Source organism: Marvinbryantia formatexigens DSM 14469 (genome assembly GCF_025148285.1).
Taxonomy (GTDB): domain Bacteria; phylum Bacillota; class Clostridia; order Lachnospirales; family Lachnospiraceae; genus Marvinbryantia; species Marvinbryantia formatexigens.
Window position 1 is genome coordinate 1,723,028 of record NZ_CP102268.1, and the last position, 18,826, is coordinate 1,741,853.

13 protein-coding genes are annotated in these 18,826 nt (G+C 50.1%); 1 reads left to right on the forward strand and 12 read right to left on the reverse strand.

The genetic code is table 11. The annotated features are described in order from the left end of the window. Positions 1 to 20 precede the first annotated feature (20 nt). From NQ534_RS08395 to NQ534_RS08425, 7 genes are all read right to left on the reverse strand, one after another. Entirely contained in the window at positions 21 to 296 is a 276-nt protein-coding gene (locus NQ534_RS08395) for a hypothetical protein (protein ID WP_006860669.1), read from the reverse strand. Beyond that, positions 293 to 1,315: an ABC transporter ATP-binding protein gene (locus NQ534_RS08400; protein WP_006860668.1), complete on the reverse strand. Its 1,023-nt coding sequence runs from the start codon at positions 1,313 to 1,315 to the stop codon at positions 293 to 295. The genes NQ534_RS08395 and NQ534_RS08400 overlap by 4 nt, the downstream gene beginning before the upstream one ends. Next, positions 1,312 to 2,466, reverse strand: coding sequence for an ABC transporter ATP-binding protein (locus NQ534_RS08405; RefSeq protein WP_006860667.1), 1,155 nt, complete (start codon positions 2,464 to 2,466; stop codon positions 1,312 to 1,314). The genes NQ534_RS08400 and NQ534_RS08405 overlap by 4 nt, the downstream gene beginning before the upstream one ends. Before the next feature lie 16 nt (positions 2,467 to 2,482). Beyond that, positions 2,483 to 4,024, reverse strand: coding sequence for an ABC transporter permease (locus NQ534_RS08410; protein WP_006860666.1), 1,542 nt, complete (start codon positions 4,022 to 4,024; stop codon positions 2,483 to 2,485). A gap of 15 nt (positions 4,025 to 4,039) precedes the next feature. Beyond that, positions 4,040 to 5,026: an ABC transporter permease gene (locus NQ534_RS08415; RefSeq protein WP_006860665.1), complete on the reverse strand. Its 987-nt coding sequence runs from the start codon at positions 5,024 to 5,026 to the stop codon at positions 4,040 to 4,042. Positions 5,027 to 5,439: 413 nt separating this feature from the next. Continuing rightward, positions 5,440 to 7,752, reverse strand: coding sequence for an ABC transporter substrate-binding protein (locus tag NQ534_RS08420; RefSeq protein WP_006860664.1), 2,313 nt, complete (start codon positions 7,750 to 7,752; stop codon positions 5,440 to 5,442). A gap of 34 nt (positions 7,753 to 7,786) precedes the next feature. After that, on the reverse strand, positions 7,787 to 8,356 hold the full coding sequence (locus tag NQ534_RS08425; RefSeq protein ID WP_143115748.1) for a hypothetical protein: 570 nt from the start codon (positions 8,354 to 8,356) through the stop codon (positions 7,787 to 7,789). A gap of 264 nt (positions 8,357 to 8,620) precedes the next feature. Here NQ534_RS08425 and typA point away from each other — a divergent pair, with 264 nt between their 5' ends. Further along, complete coding sequence (gene typA / locus NQ534_RS08430; RefSeq protein WP_040782019.1) at positions 8,621 to 10,456, forward strand: translational GTPase TypA; 1,836 nt, start codon at positions 8,621 to 8,623, stop codon at positions 10,454 to 10,456. 288 nt (positions 10,457 to 10,744) lie between these two features. Here typA and NQ534_RS08435 read toward each other — a convergent pair whose 3' ends face one another. The 5 genes from NQ534_RS08435 to NQ534_RS08455 all read right to left on the reverse strand — a co-directional run bounded on the left by NQ534_RS08435 (position 10,745) and on the right by NQ534_RS08455 (position 18,821). Then, positions 10,745 to 13,612 (reverse strand): hypothetical protein, encoded by a 2,868-nt coding sequence (locus tag NQ534_RS08435; RefSeq protein WP_006860660.1) that lies wholly within the window; start codon positions 13,610 to 13,612, stop codon positions 10,745 to 10,747. Between the two features lie 59 nt (positions 13,613 to 13,671). After that, positions 13,672 to 14,511, reverse strand: a complete 840-nt coding sequence (locus NQ534_RS08440; RefSeq protein WP_006860659.1) for a carbohydrate ABC transporter permease — start codon at positions 14,509 to 14,511, stop codon at positions 13,672 to 13,674. Between the two features lie 2 nt (positions 14,512 to 14,513). Next, positions 14,514 to 15,419, reverse strand: a complete 906-nt coding sequence (locus NQ534_RS08445) for a carbohydrate ABC transporter permease (RefSeq protein WP_322790990.1) — start codon at positions 15,417 to 15,419, stop codon at positions 14,514 to 14,516. Between the two features lie 101 nt (positions 15,420 to 15,520). After that, entirely contained in the window at positions 15,521 to 16,885 is a 1,365-nt protein-coding gene (locus NQ534_RS08450; protein WP_006860657.1) for an ABC transporter substrate-binding protein, read from the reverse strand. A 130-nt stretch (positions 16,886 to 17,015) separates the two neighbouring features. Next, positions 17,016 to 18,821: a sensor histidine kinase gene (locus NQ534_RS08455; protein ID WP_006860656.1), complete on the reverse strand. Its 1,806-nt coding sequence runs from the start codon at positions 18,819 to 18,821 to the stop codon at positions 17,016 to 17,018. Positions 18,822 to 18,826 lie beyond the last annotated feature (5 nt).

Genomic DNA, 18,826 nt, shown 5'->3' on the forward strand with positions numbered 1-18,826 from the left:
CCGGATGGCTCCGTTGCTTCTCAGCTCCACAGAAACAGCAGAAACGCTGTCACCAGACCAAGACCTATGATAAAGACCATCGCAATCAGCAGCGCCGCTTTCAGCGCACCGAGCGTGTACATGCGCCGCTCTTCTTTTGTGAAGGTATCCTCCCACGGGCGTTCTTCGCGCCCGGATTCCTCCTGCTCTTTTTCAGGGGACGCAAATCTCTTTCTGCCCCCGCCTGGCGAAAGAGCGCTCATATCGGCGATGATGCGCCCGTCATCGTCGTCGTATTGCTTTTTGTTACTTCTCATTTATCGTACAGATGGCACGCCACGAAGTGTCCCGGCTCCATCTCCTTCTGGACGGGCGCCTCTTCCTTGCAGCGGTTCATGCAGTTCGCGCAGCGGGTGTGGAACTTGCAGCCCGACGGCGGATTTGCCGGTGAGGGAATGGATCCCTCCAGCACGATACGGTTCATCTTCGCGGTCGGATCCGGAATCGGAATCGCGGAGAAAAGCGCTTTCGTGTACGGATGCAGAGGATTGCGGAAAATATCTGCCGTCGCACCATACTCCACCAGATTTCCGAGATACATCACGCCGACCGTGTCCGAAATATGCTCGACCACGGAAAGGTCGTGGGAAATAAACAGGTAGGTCAGCGCATACTGCTCCTGCAGATCCTTCAGCAGGTTGATAATCTGCGCCTGGATAGAAACGTCCAGCGCGGAAACCGGCTCGTCGCAGACCACGAACTCCGGATTGAGGGCAAGCGCGCGCGCAATACAGATACGCTGGCGCTGTCCGCCGGAAAACTCATGCGGATAGCGGTCCTTATGGAAGGGCTGAAGTCCGCAGTTGTCCATGATCTTATCAATATAATCGTTGTATTCTTCTTTGGGGACCAGCTTATGCTCACGCACTGCTTCGCCGATGATCTCCCCCACCGGCAAACGCGGGGAAAGACTGGAAAACGGGTCCTGGAAGATAATCTGCATCTTCGTGCGCAGCGCGCGCATTTCCTTCGCCGGAAGGTCGTAGACCTCCTGTCCGTTAAACAGCACCTGTCCGCCCGTTTTTTCTCCGGAGAGGCGCAGAATGGTGCGTCCAGTCGTTGTTTTTCCGCAGCCGGATTCCCCGACCAGTCCCATTGTGGTGCCGCGCTTTAAATTAAAGGTAACGCCGTCCACCGCTTTCACCTGTCCGACCGTTTTGCCCATCATGCCGCCCTTGATCGGAAAATATTTCTTCAAATCATTGACCATAAGGATGTACTGCGGGTCGTAGGTAACCGGCTCTTTCCCGCCGGCAGCTTCTTTATTTAAACTCATTTTGCCTCCCCTCCTTCCTTTCCATAGTAGCGGTAGCAGGATACCTTGTGCGTCTCAGACAGACTGATTTCGCAAGGGTACTCACCGTCGCACTGTGCCACGCACATCTCGCAGCGGTCCTTAAAATAGCAGTAATCCGGCATGTTGATCGGGTTTGGCACCTTGCCCGGAATGGAATACAGCTTATCCACCTGCTTGCCGACCACCGGCTTCGACGCCATCAGACCGATGGTGTACGGATGCGCCGGATGGAAGAAAATATCCTCCGCCGTGCCCTTCTCCACCACGCGTCCGGCGTACATAACCACCACGTAATCCGCCATTTCGGCGATAACGCCCAGGTCGTGCGTGATAAACATAATTGACGAATTAATCTTATCCTTTAAGTTGCGCAGAAGGTCGAGCACCTGCGCCTGGATAGTAACGTCCAGCGCCGTCGTAGGCTCGTCCGCGATAATGATCTTCGGGTTGCAGGCAAGCGCCATTGCAATGCAGACACGCTGGCGCATACCGCCGGAGAGCTCGTGCGGATACATCGTGTAAACGCCCTCGCTGTTTGCGATACCCACCATTTCCAGCAGCTCGATGGTGCGCGCCTTCACCTCTTCTTTACTCTTGCCCTCGCCGTCGTGCAGATTGATGACCTCGTCAAGCTGCGCGCCGATGCGGAACACCGGGTTCAGAGAGGTCATCGGCTCCTGGAAAATCATGGACACATAATTTCCGCGCAGATGCCGGATAACCTCCTCCGGCGCCTTCGCGATATCCACCGCCTTGTCGCCCAGGTTCAGACGAATCTCGCCCTCCACGATCTGCCCCTGCGGACGCTGAAGAAGCTGCATCAGTGAGAGGCTGGTAACGGACTTTCCGCAGCCGGATTCGCCTACCACGCCGACGGTTTTGCCAATCGGCACCTCGAAGCTTACGCCGTCCACGCTTCTGACCGTACCCGCATCCGTAAAGAAATAGGTATGCAGGTTGTCAAATTCCACGGCGTTGTTCGGGTCGTGCATCTTCACGGTATACTCGCTCTCCGGAACGTTTTTGCGCTTGCGCTTTTTTTCCAGTTCATTTGTAATTCTGCGGTTTTCCTTTGAAATCCGCCGGGACTCTCTGGCAGAGAGGTAGCCCTCTGGTTTATTTTTTGCCATTTTGCGCCCTCCTCTCTTATCGTTTCATTCTGGGGTCAAACGCGTCGCGCAGACCGTCGCCCACAAAGTTAAATGCCAGCACCGTCAGCATCAGACAGATACCCGCCGGAATCCAGATAAACCAGTAGGTCGTCAGCACGAAGGAGTTTGAAACATCGTTGATGATATTTCCCCAGGAAGCAAACGGGAATTTTACGCCCAGTCCCAGGAAGGACAGCGTGGACTCCGTGATAATCGTCGAGCCGAGGCTCATCGTGCTGATAACAATAAGCTGCGGGATGACATTCGGTATCAGGTGGCGGAAAATACGTCTGGACACGCTGATGCCGCAGGCTTCCGTCGCCGTCATAAATTCCTGCTCACGCAGGGAGAGAATCTGCCCGCGCACCATACGCGCCGTGCCCGGCCAGCCCAGAATACCCAGAATCAGCATCAGATACAGCATACGTATCTGCGGGTCCACGCGCATACCGTCCATCGCCGCACCGAGGATAATGATGACCGGCATCGAGGGGATGCAGTAAAAAATATCTACGATACGCATTATCAGATTGTCGATCCAGCCGCCGAAATAACCGGCAACGCCGCCCAGAAGGATTCCCAGGACGGTAGAGATAATTACAACGATAAATCCGACGATCAGCGAAACCCTGCCGCCGTACATCAGACGTGTGAGCATATCCATACCGTTTCTGTCGGTGCCGAGCCAGTGCTCCTTCGACGGGAAGGAATAGGTATCAAACACCTGCGTGGAGGTCTCCTGCATAACCGACCAGATTTTTGTCGCAGCGTCGTAGGAAAGCGTGTACTCCGCCGCCTCCCCGCCCTCTTCCGCAAAGGTAAATTCCTCTTCGCCGGTGCCGAGCGCCTCAATCAGGCTCTCGCGGAATTCATTGCTCACATTGACGTTTCCGCTCTTCGACTGGATAACATAGCGGCTGCACACAGCCACGGATTCCCCGTTCTGCGTGACCATACCGTCCTCGCTCACTTCGTAATCCTGTCCGTCCGCCGAAAATTCGCCGCCGCCCTGTGCGAGCGCGAGCAGCGCGCCGTACTGGAATTCCGGCGTAAAGGTCGTGCTGCTGTCCTCGGCGCTCACAATATCAAGATATGCGGCTCCGATGACCTTATCGCCGTCCTTGATGGAGTAAAGACCGTCGCTCTCTTTGATAACATCATAGGTGCCGCCGGTCGCCGTGATGGAATCCTTTTCCTGCTGGATGGCAAGCACGGTCATGGCCTGCGCCACGGTGCCGTAAGCCTCGTCGAGCTGCAGATAACGGAACTCCGTATTTTCGGTAACGCCCACATATTCCTTCTTTATGTTTTCTCTGCGGTAGAAAACCTGGTCCTGTCCATAGGGACTGATAAGTCCGCCGACAAAGGAAAACAGAAACATGGCAATCAGAATCACCATACCGGTTACGGCAAGACGGTTGCGGAAGAAACGCTTTGCAACCATCGCGCCGGGGGAAAGCACTTTTACGCGGCGGTCGTCATTCAGGGAATATTGTTCCTCGCCGCCCGCATTTGTATTCTTTATTTCTTCAGACATGACTGCTCCCCCTTTCTACGAAATGCGCACGCGCGGGTCAACCACCGCGTACATAATATCCGCCAGCAGGTTGCTCGCCAGCGTCAGAATTGCCATAAATGTCAGATAAAACATGGAAAACGGAATATCTCCGGCAATCATCGCCTGATAGGAGGTATAGCCGATTCCCGGAATCGCGAACAGCGTCTCCGTAATCAGTGCGCCGGAAAACAGCCCCGGCAGAGAGTTTCCGATAACCGTTACCAGCGGAATCAGCGTGTTCCGGAAGGCGTGATGATAGATAACCTTCTTTTCACTGAGTCCCTTTGCCCGCGCGGTCCGGATATAGTCCGCACTCAGAACCTCCAGCATATTCGTTCTGGTGTAGCGCATCAGCGAACCGACGCTGACCACCACCAGCGTGATAATCGGAAGGACAAGGTGATATCCCATGTCCAGAATACGTCCGAACGAATCCAGATTGTTATAGTTGCGCCCGGTCAGCCCGACCAGGTCAAACCAGCCCAGCTTTACCGAAAAGACAAGCTTTAACAGACTGGCGAAAAAGAACGTCGGCAGAGAAATACCGGCAAGAGCGAACACGGTAATCGCATAGTCCGCCTTGGAATACTGATTTGTTGCCGCGATGATTCCCAGCGGAATCGCAATCACAAGCTCCAGAATCAGCGCGATCGCACCCATAACAAAGGAAACACCGATTACCTTACGGAACTGCTCCACTACCGGAACCGTGAATTTCCAGCTATCGCCGAAGTTGCCGCGGAGCATTTCGCCGAGCTGCATGAAAAAGCCCGGAATGATGCCGACATCCAGATGATACTGTGCATTTAACTGGTCCAGCCACTCCTGGTAGGTCTTGGAGCCCGGCTGCTGGCTGAGCTGCATCGCCATATTTTCCACATAGGAAGCAGGCAGACAGCGCATCAGCACGTATATGATGAAACATACAAAAAACAAAATAACGACTGAGAGTGCCAGACGCTTCGTAATATATTTGCGCATTCATTTTCCTCCTTCTTGTAAATATTCTGCCATGCCGCGGATTATTCTGACAGATTATCCTTCTGTGAGCCAGCCGTTTTTGTGCTTCGCACGCCCAAAATTAATGCGAACATTCGGAATAAATCCGCGAGTTCCCCTGTTATGGCTAGTCCCAGAGTCTTTCAGCCACCCCTGCGCAGGCACAGTGTGGTTTCTGACTCTTGTCTCCTGACTCATAAAAAATCTGCATATAAGACAGACGTTTGCATCCCATAATCCAAGCGACCGCCTTATATGCAGAATTACCGCATGCATGGCAAACCTACAGGAGCTGCCCCCGGCAGCTCCCTTCGGATGCATGGCAACTAAACGCCCTGCGGCATATTCTGCCGCAGAGCATCCCTTTTTATTCCAGGGATAAGTTTTTCAGCGTCTTATTTGAGTTCAAGTTTCTCAAGGTCGTTGTACCATAACCAGTAGGTGGTGATATCCGGAGTAAGCGTGTCCAGATTAATGCGCTCTGATGAGAAGATGAGGCAGTTCTGGCGCTGGTATACCGGAATCTCGGTTGCCCAGTCTACGATTCTGTCCAGACACTCTTTGTAAATAATCTTACGGTATGCCTGGTCGGTGGACTGACGCGCCGCCATAATCAGCTCGTCAAGCTCCGCATCCTGGATGTCATAGTACATATTGCTGCCGCCCGGATTCTTTCCGCCGTTTGCAATATCAGAGTAGTAAATCTGATACATATCCGGGTCCGGAGTTGCCTGCCATGCCATTGTCCAGAGCTCGGCAGTGCCTGCCTCCAGGTTATTTCCGATGGTAACAGTACCGTCGGACAGGTCAGTAATAATCAGGTTGAAGCCGATGGTTGCCAGTGCATCCTTCGCCATAGAAACAATCATAAAGTTCGGGTGGTCGCCGATGCCGCTTCCCGGAATCATCAGCTCATATTCCAGAGACGCGCCTTCCGGAGCCGCCGTCAGCTTGCCGTCCTCTACCGTGTAGCCCGCTGCTTCAAAGAAGCCAAGAGCCGCCTGCAGAGCTGCAGCATATTTCTCATCCTCTGTCATATCATCCGTATAAATCGGATTGCCGTTTACATCTGTGGAGAAGGCAATCTGATAACCCTCGTCGGTAACGCGCGGTGCTGCCCAGGAGGTATCGGAAATCGGGTAGTTGATTACATTTGCCCACTCGCCATAGTAGGAATCCATCGCCACATCGCGGTAAACCGCCAGAACCGTTGCGATACCCTTACGCAGATTCTTGGAAGCTTCGGAACCCGGCTCGCCGCCGACCGATACGTTCTCCGCGTTCATGCCGATATAGCCGTATCCCAGATTTGACACGGTCTTGATGGTAATCACATCGCCGTCAAAATCTTCGCTGCCGCCGTTTAGCGCCGTAATCTCATCGATTGCGTCAAGGCTGAATGCCGGGCTTGCGATATCAAGCGTGCCTGCGCCTACGCCGCTGATCTTATCTGCTTCCTGTACAAACTGGAAGTTGATATATTCAATCTTCGGTTCTCCCTTGTAGTACAGCGGGTTTGCCTTAACCGTCGCAACACCGTTCTCATAGCTTACGAAGGTGTACGGACCTGCTCCGAGAGGCTGTGTCGTGTGAGACTTCACGCCGGACAGATCACCCTTCGGGAAACCGAACTGGTTGTTGTCATAGTCATATGCTTCTTTGTCGCCATAGTAATGCAGCGGAGCAATAAAGGAGCTTAACTGATAGATTGCCGTTGCATCAACCGTGGATGTCGTAACGGTCATGGTGTAATCGCCGGTCTTCTTGATACCGGTGATGGACGGAGCAGATTCGCCTGTCTCCACACCAATGCTGTACGCATCATAGTCTTCCATTAAATCCGTAAGAATCGTGCCCGCATTTTCTGTATCGGACATTGTAATGTAGTCGCCTTCATAAGCTTCTACCATTGCCGCAAAGAAATCTGCCGCAGTCGCGCCCTCGTCCAGTGTGTAGCCCCAGTTTGCCGCACACGCCGCTACAGAATCGCCCTCCGCGTTGTAGCCGTTTGCGATACAATAGTCTACGATCGACTGTGCGAATGCTTCACCTGCCTGGTTCAGATCTGCCCAGAAAGCCGTCTGTGTTGCTTCATCCCAGTATGTGAAATCGGTATTGTCCTCACCGGCTTCTACCAGCAGGTTAAACAGAGATTCCATACCGCTGCGGTACTCCTCCATACCCTCTATCGGAAGCGCGAAAACCGTGCTGTTTCCATCGTATGTCGGGTCGCAGTATACATAAAACGAGAAGATTACATCGTCAATGGTCATCGGTTCTCCGTCAGACCACACGAGATCATCTCTCAGTGTAATATTATAGTCTACCGTTCCATCCTCATTTTCCACAATATCGCAGTCCGCAATGCTGTAGTAGGTGTAGTCCGTGCCGTTGTATTCACGGGTCTCACCCTCAATTCCCTTCAGTACAACCGCGCCCTCGCGGTCAGAATCCATGAGCATCGGAAACAGGGTTCTGAGAACATCCTCATCCGGAACTGCAGTGTAAAAGAACGGAGAGAATTTTCCTTCCATAGCATCTTCGCCATACACCAGCGTATTAGCCGATGTCTCCGCATCTGCGCCCGCCGCCTCTGTGGCAGCTTCTGAAGCGGCCTCCGTGGTCTCCTCGGCAAATACGCCGGAAACAGAGCCCAGACACATGCCCGCTGTCAGTGTAAGCGCTAACAGTTTCTTTGCATTAAACATACATTATATCCTCCTTTTTGTGTATTTGAAACTATTAGCAATTATAATGGTTTTTGGGCAGATTGTCAATTGGCGATACCTGTAAAAACCAACTTTTGGAGTATTTGCATATCCACGCCGCGCAGACGCAGGCTATCACTTCGAGCACCAGAAACAGCGCCGCCATCCCCGCCGCATTTCCCGCGCCGTTTTGTATAAGATAAAGAAGCTCGCCCAGCACACTTGCTCCGGCAAAGATTGCCGCCAGCCGGGACCTCATGGGAATTTTTTTCACCGCCGCCTCATACTGGTACTCCCGCAGAGGATTTCCCGCTGTCGCCACGGAAAGCAGCGCCACTCCCAGAGCCGCCGCGGACACCACCTGCGCCGCATACGGCAGCAGCACGTAAAAACAGCCCGCCATCCCCGGCGCCGGAATACAGCCGTTTATAATCATCGCCGCCATCAGAACCGCCCAGGCCGCTCCCAGACGGATGACCGCCGTTTTCCACCGGATAACAGTCTCATCAAATGCGTACAGCTTCCCTGTATAGATATATTCTCCCTTTTCATTCTTTTTAAATGCGTCAAGATGCGCGCGGCGTCCTTTTTTCTTCTCTGCCATTGCATTTTCCATCCTTTTCCCGGTTACTGCCCACTCCGTTACAGCAGCCTGTCTGAGACTGGCGTAAGCAGTAATTTTTCTATGTAACAGGGCAGCTTAGCTGAACTGTTATTTTTCTGTAACTGGCTTCACCATATCTCATAATTAAACCCTTGTCAATCGCAAAATTTCTGTTATACTAAAGTAATGAGCTGACGACAAATGCTTTTTCTATCCGTTTGTTTCCCGGCTCGCATCATTTATTTCATGGAAAGAGGGAAAAGTATGAATCAGGAAAAAATCCGTAACATCGCCATCATTGCCCATGTCGACCACGGCAAAACGACACTGGTAGACGACCTGCTGAAGCAGGGCGGCGTATTCCGTGAGAACCAGGCAGTTGCAGAGCGCGTCATGGATTCCAATGATATAGAACGTGAGCGCGGCATTACCATTCTTTCAAAAAATACCGCCGTATATTACAAAGATTACAAGATAAATATTGTCGATACACCGGGACATGCCGATTTCGGCGGCGAGGTGGAACGTGTTCTGAAAATGGTGGACGGCGTTATTCTCGTCGTTGACGCCTTTGAGGGCTCCATGCCGCAGACAAAGTTTGTGCTGCGCAAGGCGCTGGACCTTGACCTTCCGGTAATCGTCTGCATCAACAAAATCGACCGTCCGGAGGCAAGACCCGCCGAGGTCATCGACGAGATTCTGGAGCTGTTCATCGACCTGGATGCCTCCGACGAGCAGCTTGACTGCCCGTTTATCTACGCTTCCGCAAAGGCGGGCTACGCTGTTCTGGATCTGAGCGACGAGCATCGCGACATGACGCCGCTTTTCGAGACTATTATCAACTACATTCCGGCGCCCAAGGGAGACCCGGAGGCCCCGCTGCAGGTACTTATCAGCACTATTGATTACAACGAATACGTCGGACGCATCGGCGTCGGCAAGGTGGACAACGGCTCCATCCGCGTCAACCAGGATGTAGTGCTGGTGAACCATCACGAGCCGGACAAACAGCAAAAGGTAAAAATCAGCAAGCTCTACGAGTTTGACGGACTGAACAAAGTGGACGTCACCGAGGCGGGCACCGGCTCCATCGTTGCTATCTCCGGTATCGCCGACCTGCATATCGGCGACACCCTGTGCTCCCCGGAGCGCGTGGAGGCGATTCCATTCCAGAAGATTTCGGAACCGACCATCGCCATGCATTTTATGGTAAACGACAGCCCGCTCGCCGGGCAGGAGGGCAAATATGTGACCTCCCGCCATCTGCGCGACCGCCTGTTCCGCGAGCTGAACACGGATGTCAGTCTGCGCGTGGAGGAAACCGACGACACCGAATGCTACAAGGTATCCGGACGCGGCGAGCTGCATCTTTCCGTCCTGATTGAAAATATGCGCCGCGAGGGCTACGAATTTGCCGTCAGCAAGGCGGAGGTGCTCTACCGGGAGGATGAGCGCGGCAGGAAGCTGGAGCCGATGGAAATTGCCTATATCGACGTCCCGGAGGAATTTTCCGGCACCGTCATCAACAAGCTCAGCAGCCGCAAGGGCGAGCTGCAGGGCATGAGCCAGGGAAGCGGCGGCTACACCCGCCTGGAGTTCTCCATCCCGGCACGCGGACTTATCGGCTACCGCGGAGAATTTCTCACCGACACCAAGGGCAACGGCGTTATAAACACTACGTATGACGGATACGGTCCTTACAAGGGTGACATCCAGTACCGCAAGCAGGGCTCTCTGATTGCCTTCGAATCCGGCGAATCCGTCACCTACGGCCTGTTCGCCGCCCAGGAGCGCGGCACCCTCTTCATCGGTCCCGGTGAAAAGGTGTACTCCGGCATGGTCATCGGACAGAACGGCAAAACCGACGACATCGAGCTGAACGTCTGCAAGACCAAGCATCTGACAAACACCCGTGCCTCCGGCTCCGACGACGCCCTCAAGCTGACACCGCCCCGCATCCTCAGCCTGGAGCAGGCGCTGGAATTCATCGACACCGACGAGCTCCTGGAGGTCACGCCGAAGAGCCTGCGTATCCGTAAAAAAATACTGGACCCGACCATGAGAAAGAGAGCAGCGTTTAATAAGAAAAATAACGGGTAAAAGCGTATTGATTCCCTTTCAGACAGAAAAAAGAGAACATTCTCTACCATGTCGTAGTGATTGTTCTCTTTTTTTATCAACTAAGAAATTCCATAACGCCACCGACAGAATATTGCATCTCACTAATTGTTTCCAAAGCAAAATCCAAAAGTACGGAACTATCAACATGTTTTTCATTCAGCTTTCTTCCTTTTTGCCATAAGCGCCAGGATTTCATTTGAGTCAGTCAGCTGACGTCCTGGAAGTGTCCGTTTGGGTGTGCGGTCATCCGGTTGTCCGGTTATTTTCTCACACGCCGTGATACATCCGGTCAAATTTCCGTCCGTACTCCTCTTTGTCCAGTATCCGGACAGGCAATACACATTGTCCCCGTATCACACCGTTTACCCGCAAAATAGCGGTAACCGGTTCTGTACATTCCGTACATTCCCCTTCTATATACAATTCAATATCTCCTAAGCTTCCGTCTGCTGTCTGCGGAAACGGATGCGCGGACAGCATAACACTTTTTTCATCTCCCGCCAGTGTATCCGGAAGGCTGATATAAAATCCTGCCACTCCATGCGTTCCCGGTTTTACACTTCCGATTTCGCAGACTGTTTTTCCTTCTGTAAAAACTGGCTGGTAATCCCAGATATAATACTGTTTTTCTTTTGCCAGCCATCCTTTTGGTACCTCCAGCTCAACACTGACTTTTTCCCATTCCTCCGTTTCCATATGTGCTATCACAAAGCGCAGCAAAAAAATGCTGCATTTACCGGCAGACAGCTTTGGCATTACGATACCATACGGTCTGAAAATTATTCCCTGCTCCGCAAATGCAGCGCATTCTGTCTGTACAATCCCACTTTCTTCCGGAACGAACGCTTCTGTGTAAAACTGTTTCCTGATTGTCCTGCCTGCCGGAACCAGAATACATCCTCTTTGAAGCTTTCCCTCCGCCGCGGCACCAGACTGGCGTACCACAAACTTCACTGTAAAATCCACTTTATTGCAATTTTTTACAATAAAAACCGTCTGCGCTTCCTGCTCTTCATAGGTAATATCAAAGCAGAAAACACCCAGCCGCATCCCCGTCAGTTTATATGATGTGAGCAAACCCTGCGGTTTAATGGTAAGCATGCGGTTTGTCCCATCCATGCGCAGTCCGTACCACTGCTCAACGCTCTGCTGTATCCATGCTCCCTGCCCCTGGCTGCAGCGCGTGAGACAACGTTTTTTATTATATGCCCGCGGCCACCAGAAAAGTGAACCGGTCTCATCCAGACGTTCAAAGAGAATCTCCAGCGCATGCAGCATTTCCCGTCTGGTATAGCTTCCACCAAGCCGCAGTGTACAGCCAGTTGCGGAAGGGTTCATTCCAAAATGGAGCTCCCGCAGCGTCTGATATTCCGGGTCATAATTTGTGATAAACAGAGAGCGCGCAAACCGGTGCAGATTGACATACGGTCCATAATCAAATTCATATAATCCATAGAGCGGCGCCAGCACCGTCGCCGTATCTTCCCCTCCATAATACCAGAGTTCCTCCGGAATATAGAATCTGTCTTTATTTTCTTCCAGATTATTTCCACCGGTAATCTGCCTGCCAAACGTTCCGTCTGCTTCCATGCATTCTGCCATATCCGCCGGCATCCTCATAAGGAGCTCCTGCGCTTCCTCATCCTGTTTTCCCACAGCCTTTTGTATAGCACACCAGGATTTCAATGCATAATAACACTGCACATTTGCCCCGTAATCATACTTTTTAAATACAATCAGGTCACTTGCATAATGACTGCTGAACAATGCCCGCTCTTTATGCTTATGCGCCAACATTCCCCGATAAACCGCCTCCAGTCCACTCAGCACGTCCATCCTGTTCTGAAAATATGCCGAATCGCCCGTCAGCTCCAGATATTTTCCGGCAATTAAAAGCGGTGATATAAAGAAAAACATACTATGGTCGCTGTAAAGACTGAACCTCGGACGGTTGCGCTCCAGAAGATACTCCACTGCGCATGGTCCCACCTCCGGTACCGCATACATGACACTGACCACATCCGGCTCAATATCAATTCCCCAGAGTCTGGAAAGCGAATGCGACGGTGCGCCCTGCCAGTTTGTAAGCAGTTGCCCACGCCCGTTAAAAGAAAGACAGTTAAAATTATCCAGAATAAAACGAATATGCATATCGCTGTATTTATGTCCCAGTTCTTCATTCTCCCGAATTCCGGATTCTATCCTGCCCAGCCTGCTTTTCCAGAATGCAGACGTGACATTCATCCATTCCAGCGGCGTATGCTGATACACAATTCCCAGATTCTCATGGATTTCTTCTCTGTGCGGTGCCAGCGCAATAATTGTTGTAAACAGACGGCGCTCTCCCGCCTTCATTTCAAACGGCACATAAATCCGCGGATTTGCAGCCTCTCCCTCCGTCACCGCATCCAGTAACTGGATTGCCGCACATACCTGTGGATGCCAGAGCACTAACAGCTTCTGGTCCCATTCTGCACGGTAGGGATTCTGCGCATAATCCTCAAACCGCTTTCCATAATGTTCAAACTGACTGACAAATTTCTGGTCAAAGGACAGGCGCAATCTTCCTCTCAATGTACAGCCTGCCATATTAACAGCTTCTACACAGAACAATACGGCAGCCGGTCCCGGCAGCGGATGAATCCGTGACTGCGACAGCGCCTCCGGCTCCAGAACCGGCGCAAAAGAAAATATCTTCATTTCCATTTCCGGATATCCCGAAGTTGTTGTCGGCAGAAAATAATCCGTGTATTCCGTAATAGCTTCCCGGTTTGCCGCCGGAAGTAAAAGACCATTTTCCAGCTCAAATTCATACTGAAGCTTTCCCAGCAGCAGAGCTGTGTCATTCTGATAATACTGCCCGATATGTCCTTTAAACTGACCGCCTATATCTTCACCGCCAGACGGCACCGCATAAATCCTTTCATGCGGCGTACAGGCAAAATGAAGACGTCCCATTGTATCCTGTCCAAGCAGAATTCTGCCGTTCGACTGTGTAAAAAGCTGCCGTTCGCTTAAGGACCAGTCCGTTTTTTCTGAGGTATCATCATATGCGGCTTTAAAAAACGGTGAAGTATACGCCTGGCTCCAGAATTCCTCCCACGAATGATATGCTATATTTCCACGTAAATGCATCTATATTATTCCTCCTTTTCCCGGTACCCCATCGGATATACCCGTATACCCAATCAGCGTTACCCCTTTACTCCGGTCATGGTAATTCCTTCTATCAAATATCTCTGTCCTATCATGAACACAAGTACTGCCGGTATCACAACCAGACATGCCGCCGCCATCATAAGCTGCCATTCCGCACGGTAACTGCCGATAAAAAGCTGCAGCCCCAGCGCAACTGTATACTTGTCGTCACTGTTTAAATAAATTAAAGGTCCCAGAAAGTCATTCCAGGTATTCATAAACGCAAACATCCCCACCACCACAAGCGCCGGTTTTGTAAGCGGCAGCATAATCCTGCTGTAAATCTGAAAATGTGTGGCTCCGTCTATATAAGCCGCTTCGTCCATATCCCTTGGAATCGACAGAAAAAACTGACGCAGAAGAAAAATATAAAACGCACCTCCTCCAAGCCATGCCGGAATAATCAGTGGCAGCAGACTGTTTGTGATTCCGATTCTACGGAACATCAGGAAGGTAGGAATAATCGTCACCGCCGTCGGAAGCATCATACTCCCCATAATACAGGCAAAAACAATATTTCTGCCCGCCCAGTCAATCCGCGACAGTCCGTAGGCGCACAGAGAACTGGTTAGTACCGCGCCTGTGACTACAAAAAATACCAGCTTCAGAGAATTAGCGTAATATGTAAGAAACGGCAGCGTCGTAAATACTTCTTTATAATTCTGCCACTGAATTTTCTCCGGCAGCCAGTGAATCGGCACCATAAAAATTTCTACATTCGTCATCAGCGAGCTACGTATCATCCAGAAAAGCGGCATCAGACACAGAACACTTCCTGCCAGAAGCAGCACATAAATAATTACCTTCTGAATTTTCTTTTTCGTTTTTGCCGTCACAATTATTCACCTCCGTAATAGACCCATTTTTTCTGCAGCCAGAACATAATGACCGTCAGAGCCATAATAATTACAAACAATACCCAGGCAATCGCGCAGGCGCTTCCCATCCGCATAAACTGGAACGCCTCACGATATAAATAATATACATAAAACAAGCTGGCATTATTTGGTCCGCCCTGCGTAATTACATATGCCTGCGTAAAAATCTGAAACCCATTGATAATACCCATAACCAGATTATAGAAAATGGTCGGCGTCATCATTGGAATAATTACGTGAAAAAGCTTCGCAAGCCCTCCGCCGCCGTCTATTTCCACCGCCTCTGTAAGCTGACGCGGAACATCCTGGATTCCGGCAAGGAAGATAACCATCGTCGACCCGATTGTCCAGAGGTTTGTAAATACCAGTGTCGGAATCACCGTGGTTTCACTGGAAAGCCACTGGCAGGTCGGCAGACCGACAGCTTTCAGCAGCATATTGGCGAGTCCAAAATCTGAATTAAAAATCCACAGCCAGACTGCCGACATCCCAACAACCGGCACAATCGACGGCAGATAAAAAATTGTCCGGAATATGCCCTTTCCTTTCACCTCAGAATTGAGCAGCATAGCAACTAAAAAGGCGGTAATCAGAGAGGAGGGAACGGACAGTGCCACATATACTACCGTCACAAATAACGATTTATAAAAATACGGATCCGCTCCACTAAACATGTTTTTATAATTGTCAAGACCCACAAAATTACATTTTGAGATTACATTATAATCTGTAAAACTATAAAAAAAGCTGGTGCACATTGGTAAAAAGGCAAAAAAAAGAAACCCAAGGATGCAGGGCAGGCAGAACAGTAGTCCCCACCTGTTCTCTCTCTTTCTTCTTTTCCTGCTTAATGCTGTATATTTCACTTTGCTGCCTCCTTCCGCCCGGTCTGAATCCATCCGGAGCTTTTTCTTTATATGTGCTTCCCCGGAAATCTTTCTTCCGGGGAAGCAGTTCTTTGTCATTCCTAAGACCGTTCACCGTTGTAGGTTCCTTCTACGAGCGCATCTACATTACCTTTAATTGCGTTCATTGCATCCTGCGCCGTTTTGCTGCCGGAAAGCACCTCATCCATAGCCGCGCTTACTAATGTATCTATCTCGTTGAAGTTTTTAACATTAATCTCTGTCGCCACCGTCAGATTATTGATAACCGCATCCACACAAGCCTCCTGGAAACCCTCCGGTCTTGCCGGGAATTCCTCCGATGCCCAGAATTCCAGCTTTTCCGGGTCATCATAATATTCCTTCTGCACCGGCAGCCAGATAGTGCGGAACATCTCCGTAATTTCTTCTGAAGATTCCGGGTCAGTAATCCACTTATAAAGCTTTATAGTCGCATCCAGATGTTCTGTTGATTTAAAAATAATCAGAGAACCTCCATCCAGATACGTTGTATAATTTTCATTAATTGGCAGCACTCCTACACCCCAGTTGCAGCCTGCTTCTGCAAGGTCAAGATGGTTCCAGCTTCCGTCCAGGTACATCGCCGCCTGCCCGGAAGCAATCGCCGATGCCGCGGAGGGCATGGAGTTTGAAGCGATAGAGGTCGGCGCTACATGATAAACATTAATCAAATCCGCAAAATTCTGAAGCACCTCAGACGCCGTATCTTCCGTAAGCCCGAATTCCGTTCCGTCCTCACTTAAATAACCGCCGCCGTTGGAATATACAAATGACATATAGGTGTTCCAGCTCGGTGCAAACATCACCCCGTACTGGACAATATTATTAGAATCAAACTCCGGGTCAGACGCATTCCTTCCCTCACTGTCCAGCGTAAGCTTCTGCGCATTTTCCACAAATTCATCCCATGACCATGCCTCCTCTGTCGTTGTCGGCACCTCAATACCGGCTTCTGCCAGCAGGTCTGCATTGTACATCAGAGACGGGCACACATTTGCCATAATCGGTCCTGCAGATTCTGTTTCCGACCATTTCCACCAGCAGGTATCCAGATAATTGTCCGGATTTAAGTCCGGATCCTCTCCCGCCAGATCATAGAAATTGTAAATCAGTCCTTCTTCACCAAACTGGCATTTCCAGGAAGCCGAGTAGCTGATATCCGGCGTTTCCCCTGCTGCAATCATCGAATTAATCTTGGTCAGGAAGTCATCGCTTGGAATATGAATAGCATTTACTGTAATTTCCGGATACGCTTCCTGGAATGTCTCCAGAGACGCCTCGATAGCCGCCTGTTCCGCACCGCTTCCCCAATATGTAAATGTGATAGTGCAGGGTTCCGTCCCCTCTTCTGCGCCGGCAGTCACCGCGCCCGCTCCAAACATAATTGTACCAATAAGCAGCGCCGCAAGCATTTTTCCATTTTTCATAAAAAGCCCTCTCTTTCTTATTGTGTCTGAAATTTTTCTAAAAATTTACCGTCCGGGAAAAGCTTTTCCATGCACCTATCATAAAAAATTTTCGCTCCGGATTCTACCGCACAAATTTTGGAAAACAGCACTATTTCGGTATTCTAATCATCACGCAGGTGCCTTCGCCAATCTGTGAATGATATTCCACACCATATTCCTGTCCATATAAAATACGAATACGCTGATTTACATTTGCAATTCCAATGGAATCCGGATTACCGTTCATAATATCCTGTATTTTTTCCGCTGTCATTCCACATCCGTTGTCTTCCACATAAAAAACAACTGTATTTTCTTCCTGCTCCGCATGAATTTCCAGAAGCCCCTTTTCCTGCATTTCTTTAAAGCCATGTACAATAACATTCTCAACAAACGGCTGCAAGAACAGCTTCGGTACCTTCAGTTCCATCAGCTCCTGCGGGATATCCAGAATCACATCAAATTTATCTGCAAAACGTATCTGCATAATATAAAGATAACGTTTCAGCCAGGCAATATCATTTCCGAGTAGCTCGTATAATCCCTCATGATGGCTGGTATAGTGCAGCATCCGCGAAAGATTTACCAGCATCTGGCTGGTTGCCTCCAGATTGCCCTCAAGACAGGTCCAGTTAATGATATTGAGCGTATTATAAATAAAATGCGGATTCAACTGGGCATTCAGCGCTTTTACCTCCGTATCCTTCTGTATTAGTTTGACCTCGTAATTCTCATGTATCAGATTTCCAATATCGTTACTCATCTTCTCCAGTTTCTGATAAAAAAAAGCAAATTCATCAGAATCCTCGTATTCTATTTTCTGTGAAAACTCTCCCTGCCCGATTCGGTCAATCGTCCCAATCACCCGGTAAAACTGTTTATTTACCACAGAAGATGCAAACCAGGCAATAAACGCAGATACCAGCATCATCACTGCAAAAGCAACTGCCAGATAACGGATATACCGGCTTTGCAGACTGCCGATAAGACTGGAAACCGGAATTTTCATCACCACAAGCCAATCTGTAATTTTGCTGCGGCTGTAGCTGAGCAGATATTTTTCTCCGTTTTCCCTAATAAAAAAGCCGTCGAAGTCGCTTTCCTCCTCCAGCCCGTCGAGCCAGTCGGCTTGATAGCTTCCGCTCGCCGGATAATTCTCATCTGTGCTATACACAACCGCTCCCTTCGCGTCCAGCACATAGTACTGCGTATCCTTCAGGCTGTCGTTTGTACCATAACTTACGAGAACCTCTTCCATATAATCTGGTTTGAAATTAATCACCAGCACAGGATTTTCTGTATAATCACTAAGCCGCTTCACCTTGCCACTGCTGACATCACTGAGGTTCATCAGCCTTGCTACACTGAACAGCTTGCCATATGGAATCTGCTCATCCCTCAGATTCGTAATTCCATACATTTGCGTATAGCTGTAGGTTGGAAACCATACACATCTTCCCCCGGCTTCGTATGTCTTTTTCGCAATCTCACTATCCATAAAGGACGGATAATAGTTTTCTGTATCGCTCCCGAAACGATAATAAGATGTGAGCAGATGCGCAGAATAAATATCGCTGTACCACGGAATATAATCCCGCAAAATTGCCGCAATATCCTGGCTGGCACGCAGCAGCTCCAGCGAATCAGAGGAATCCAGATTAAGAAAGATATCATAAAGCCTCGTTTCCAGATTCAGTTTTTCTGTCGCCTCCTTCAGGACCTCCAGCTTGCTGTCCAGAATTGCACAGGTTTTCTGCACATTTTCTTCAAAACTGTACAGTGCCTGACTTTCGATTGTATTTTCTGTATTTTTGTAGGTAAAAATGGTAATGGTTCCCAGAATCAGCCCGGTCATCAGAAGCATTGCCAGCAGCATTCTGGTGCGGATTTTCATTTTTCTTATTCTTTTCATCATCTGCC

Bases quoted from the DNA above. Each gene is read 5' to 3' on its own strand.
- NQ534_RS08400 (WP_006860668.1), bottom strand. From the start codon at position 1,315: ATGAGTTTAAATAAAGAAGCTGCCGGCGGGAAAGAGCCGGTTACCTAC.
- NQ534_RS08395 (WP_006860669.1), bottom strand. From the start codon at position 296: ATGAGAAGTAACAAAAAGCAATACGACGACGATGACGGGCGCATCATC.
- NQ534_RS08405 (WP_006860667.1), bottom strand. From the start codon at position 2,466: ATGGCAAAAAATAAACCAGAGGGCTACCTCTCTGCCAGAGAGTCCCGG.
- NQ534_RS08455 (WP_006860656.1), bottom strand. From the start codon at position 18,821: ATGATGAAAAGAATAAGAAAAATGAAAATCCGCACCAGAATGCTGCTG.
- NQ534_RS08425 (WP_143115748.1), bottom strand. From the start codon at position 8,356: ATGGCAGAGAAGAAAAAAGGACGCCGCGCGCATCTTGACGCATTTAAA.
- NQ534_RS08435 (WP_006860660.1), bottom strand. From the start codon at position 13,612: ATGCATTTACGTGGAAATATAGCATATCATTCGTGGGAGGAATTCTGG.
- NQ534_RS08450 (WP_006860657.1), bottom strand. From the start codon at position 16,885: ATGAAAAATGGAAAAATGCTTGCGGCGCTGCTTATTGGTACAATTATG.
- NQ534_RS08420 (WP_006860664.1), bottom strand. From the start codon at position 7,752: ATGTTTAATGCAAAGAAACTGTTAGCGCTTACACTGACAGCGGGCATG.
- typA (WP_040782019.1), top strand. From the start codon at position 8,621: ATGAATCAGGAAAAAATCCGTAACATCGCCATCATTGCCCATGTCGAC.
- NQ534_RS08410 (WP_006860666.1), bottom strand. From the start codon at position 4,024: ATGTCTGAAGAAATAAAGAATACAAATGCGGGCGGCGAGGAACAATAT.
- NQ534_RS08415 (WP_006860665.1), bottom strand. From the start codon at position 5,026: ATGCGCAAATATATTACGAAGCGTCTGGCACTCTCAGTCGTTATTTTG.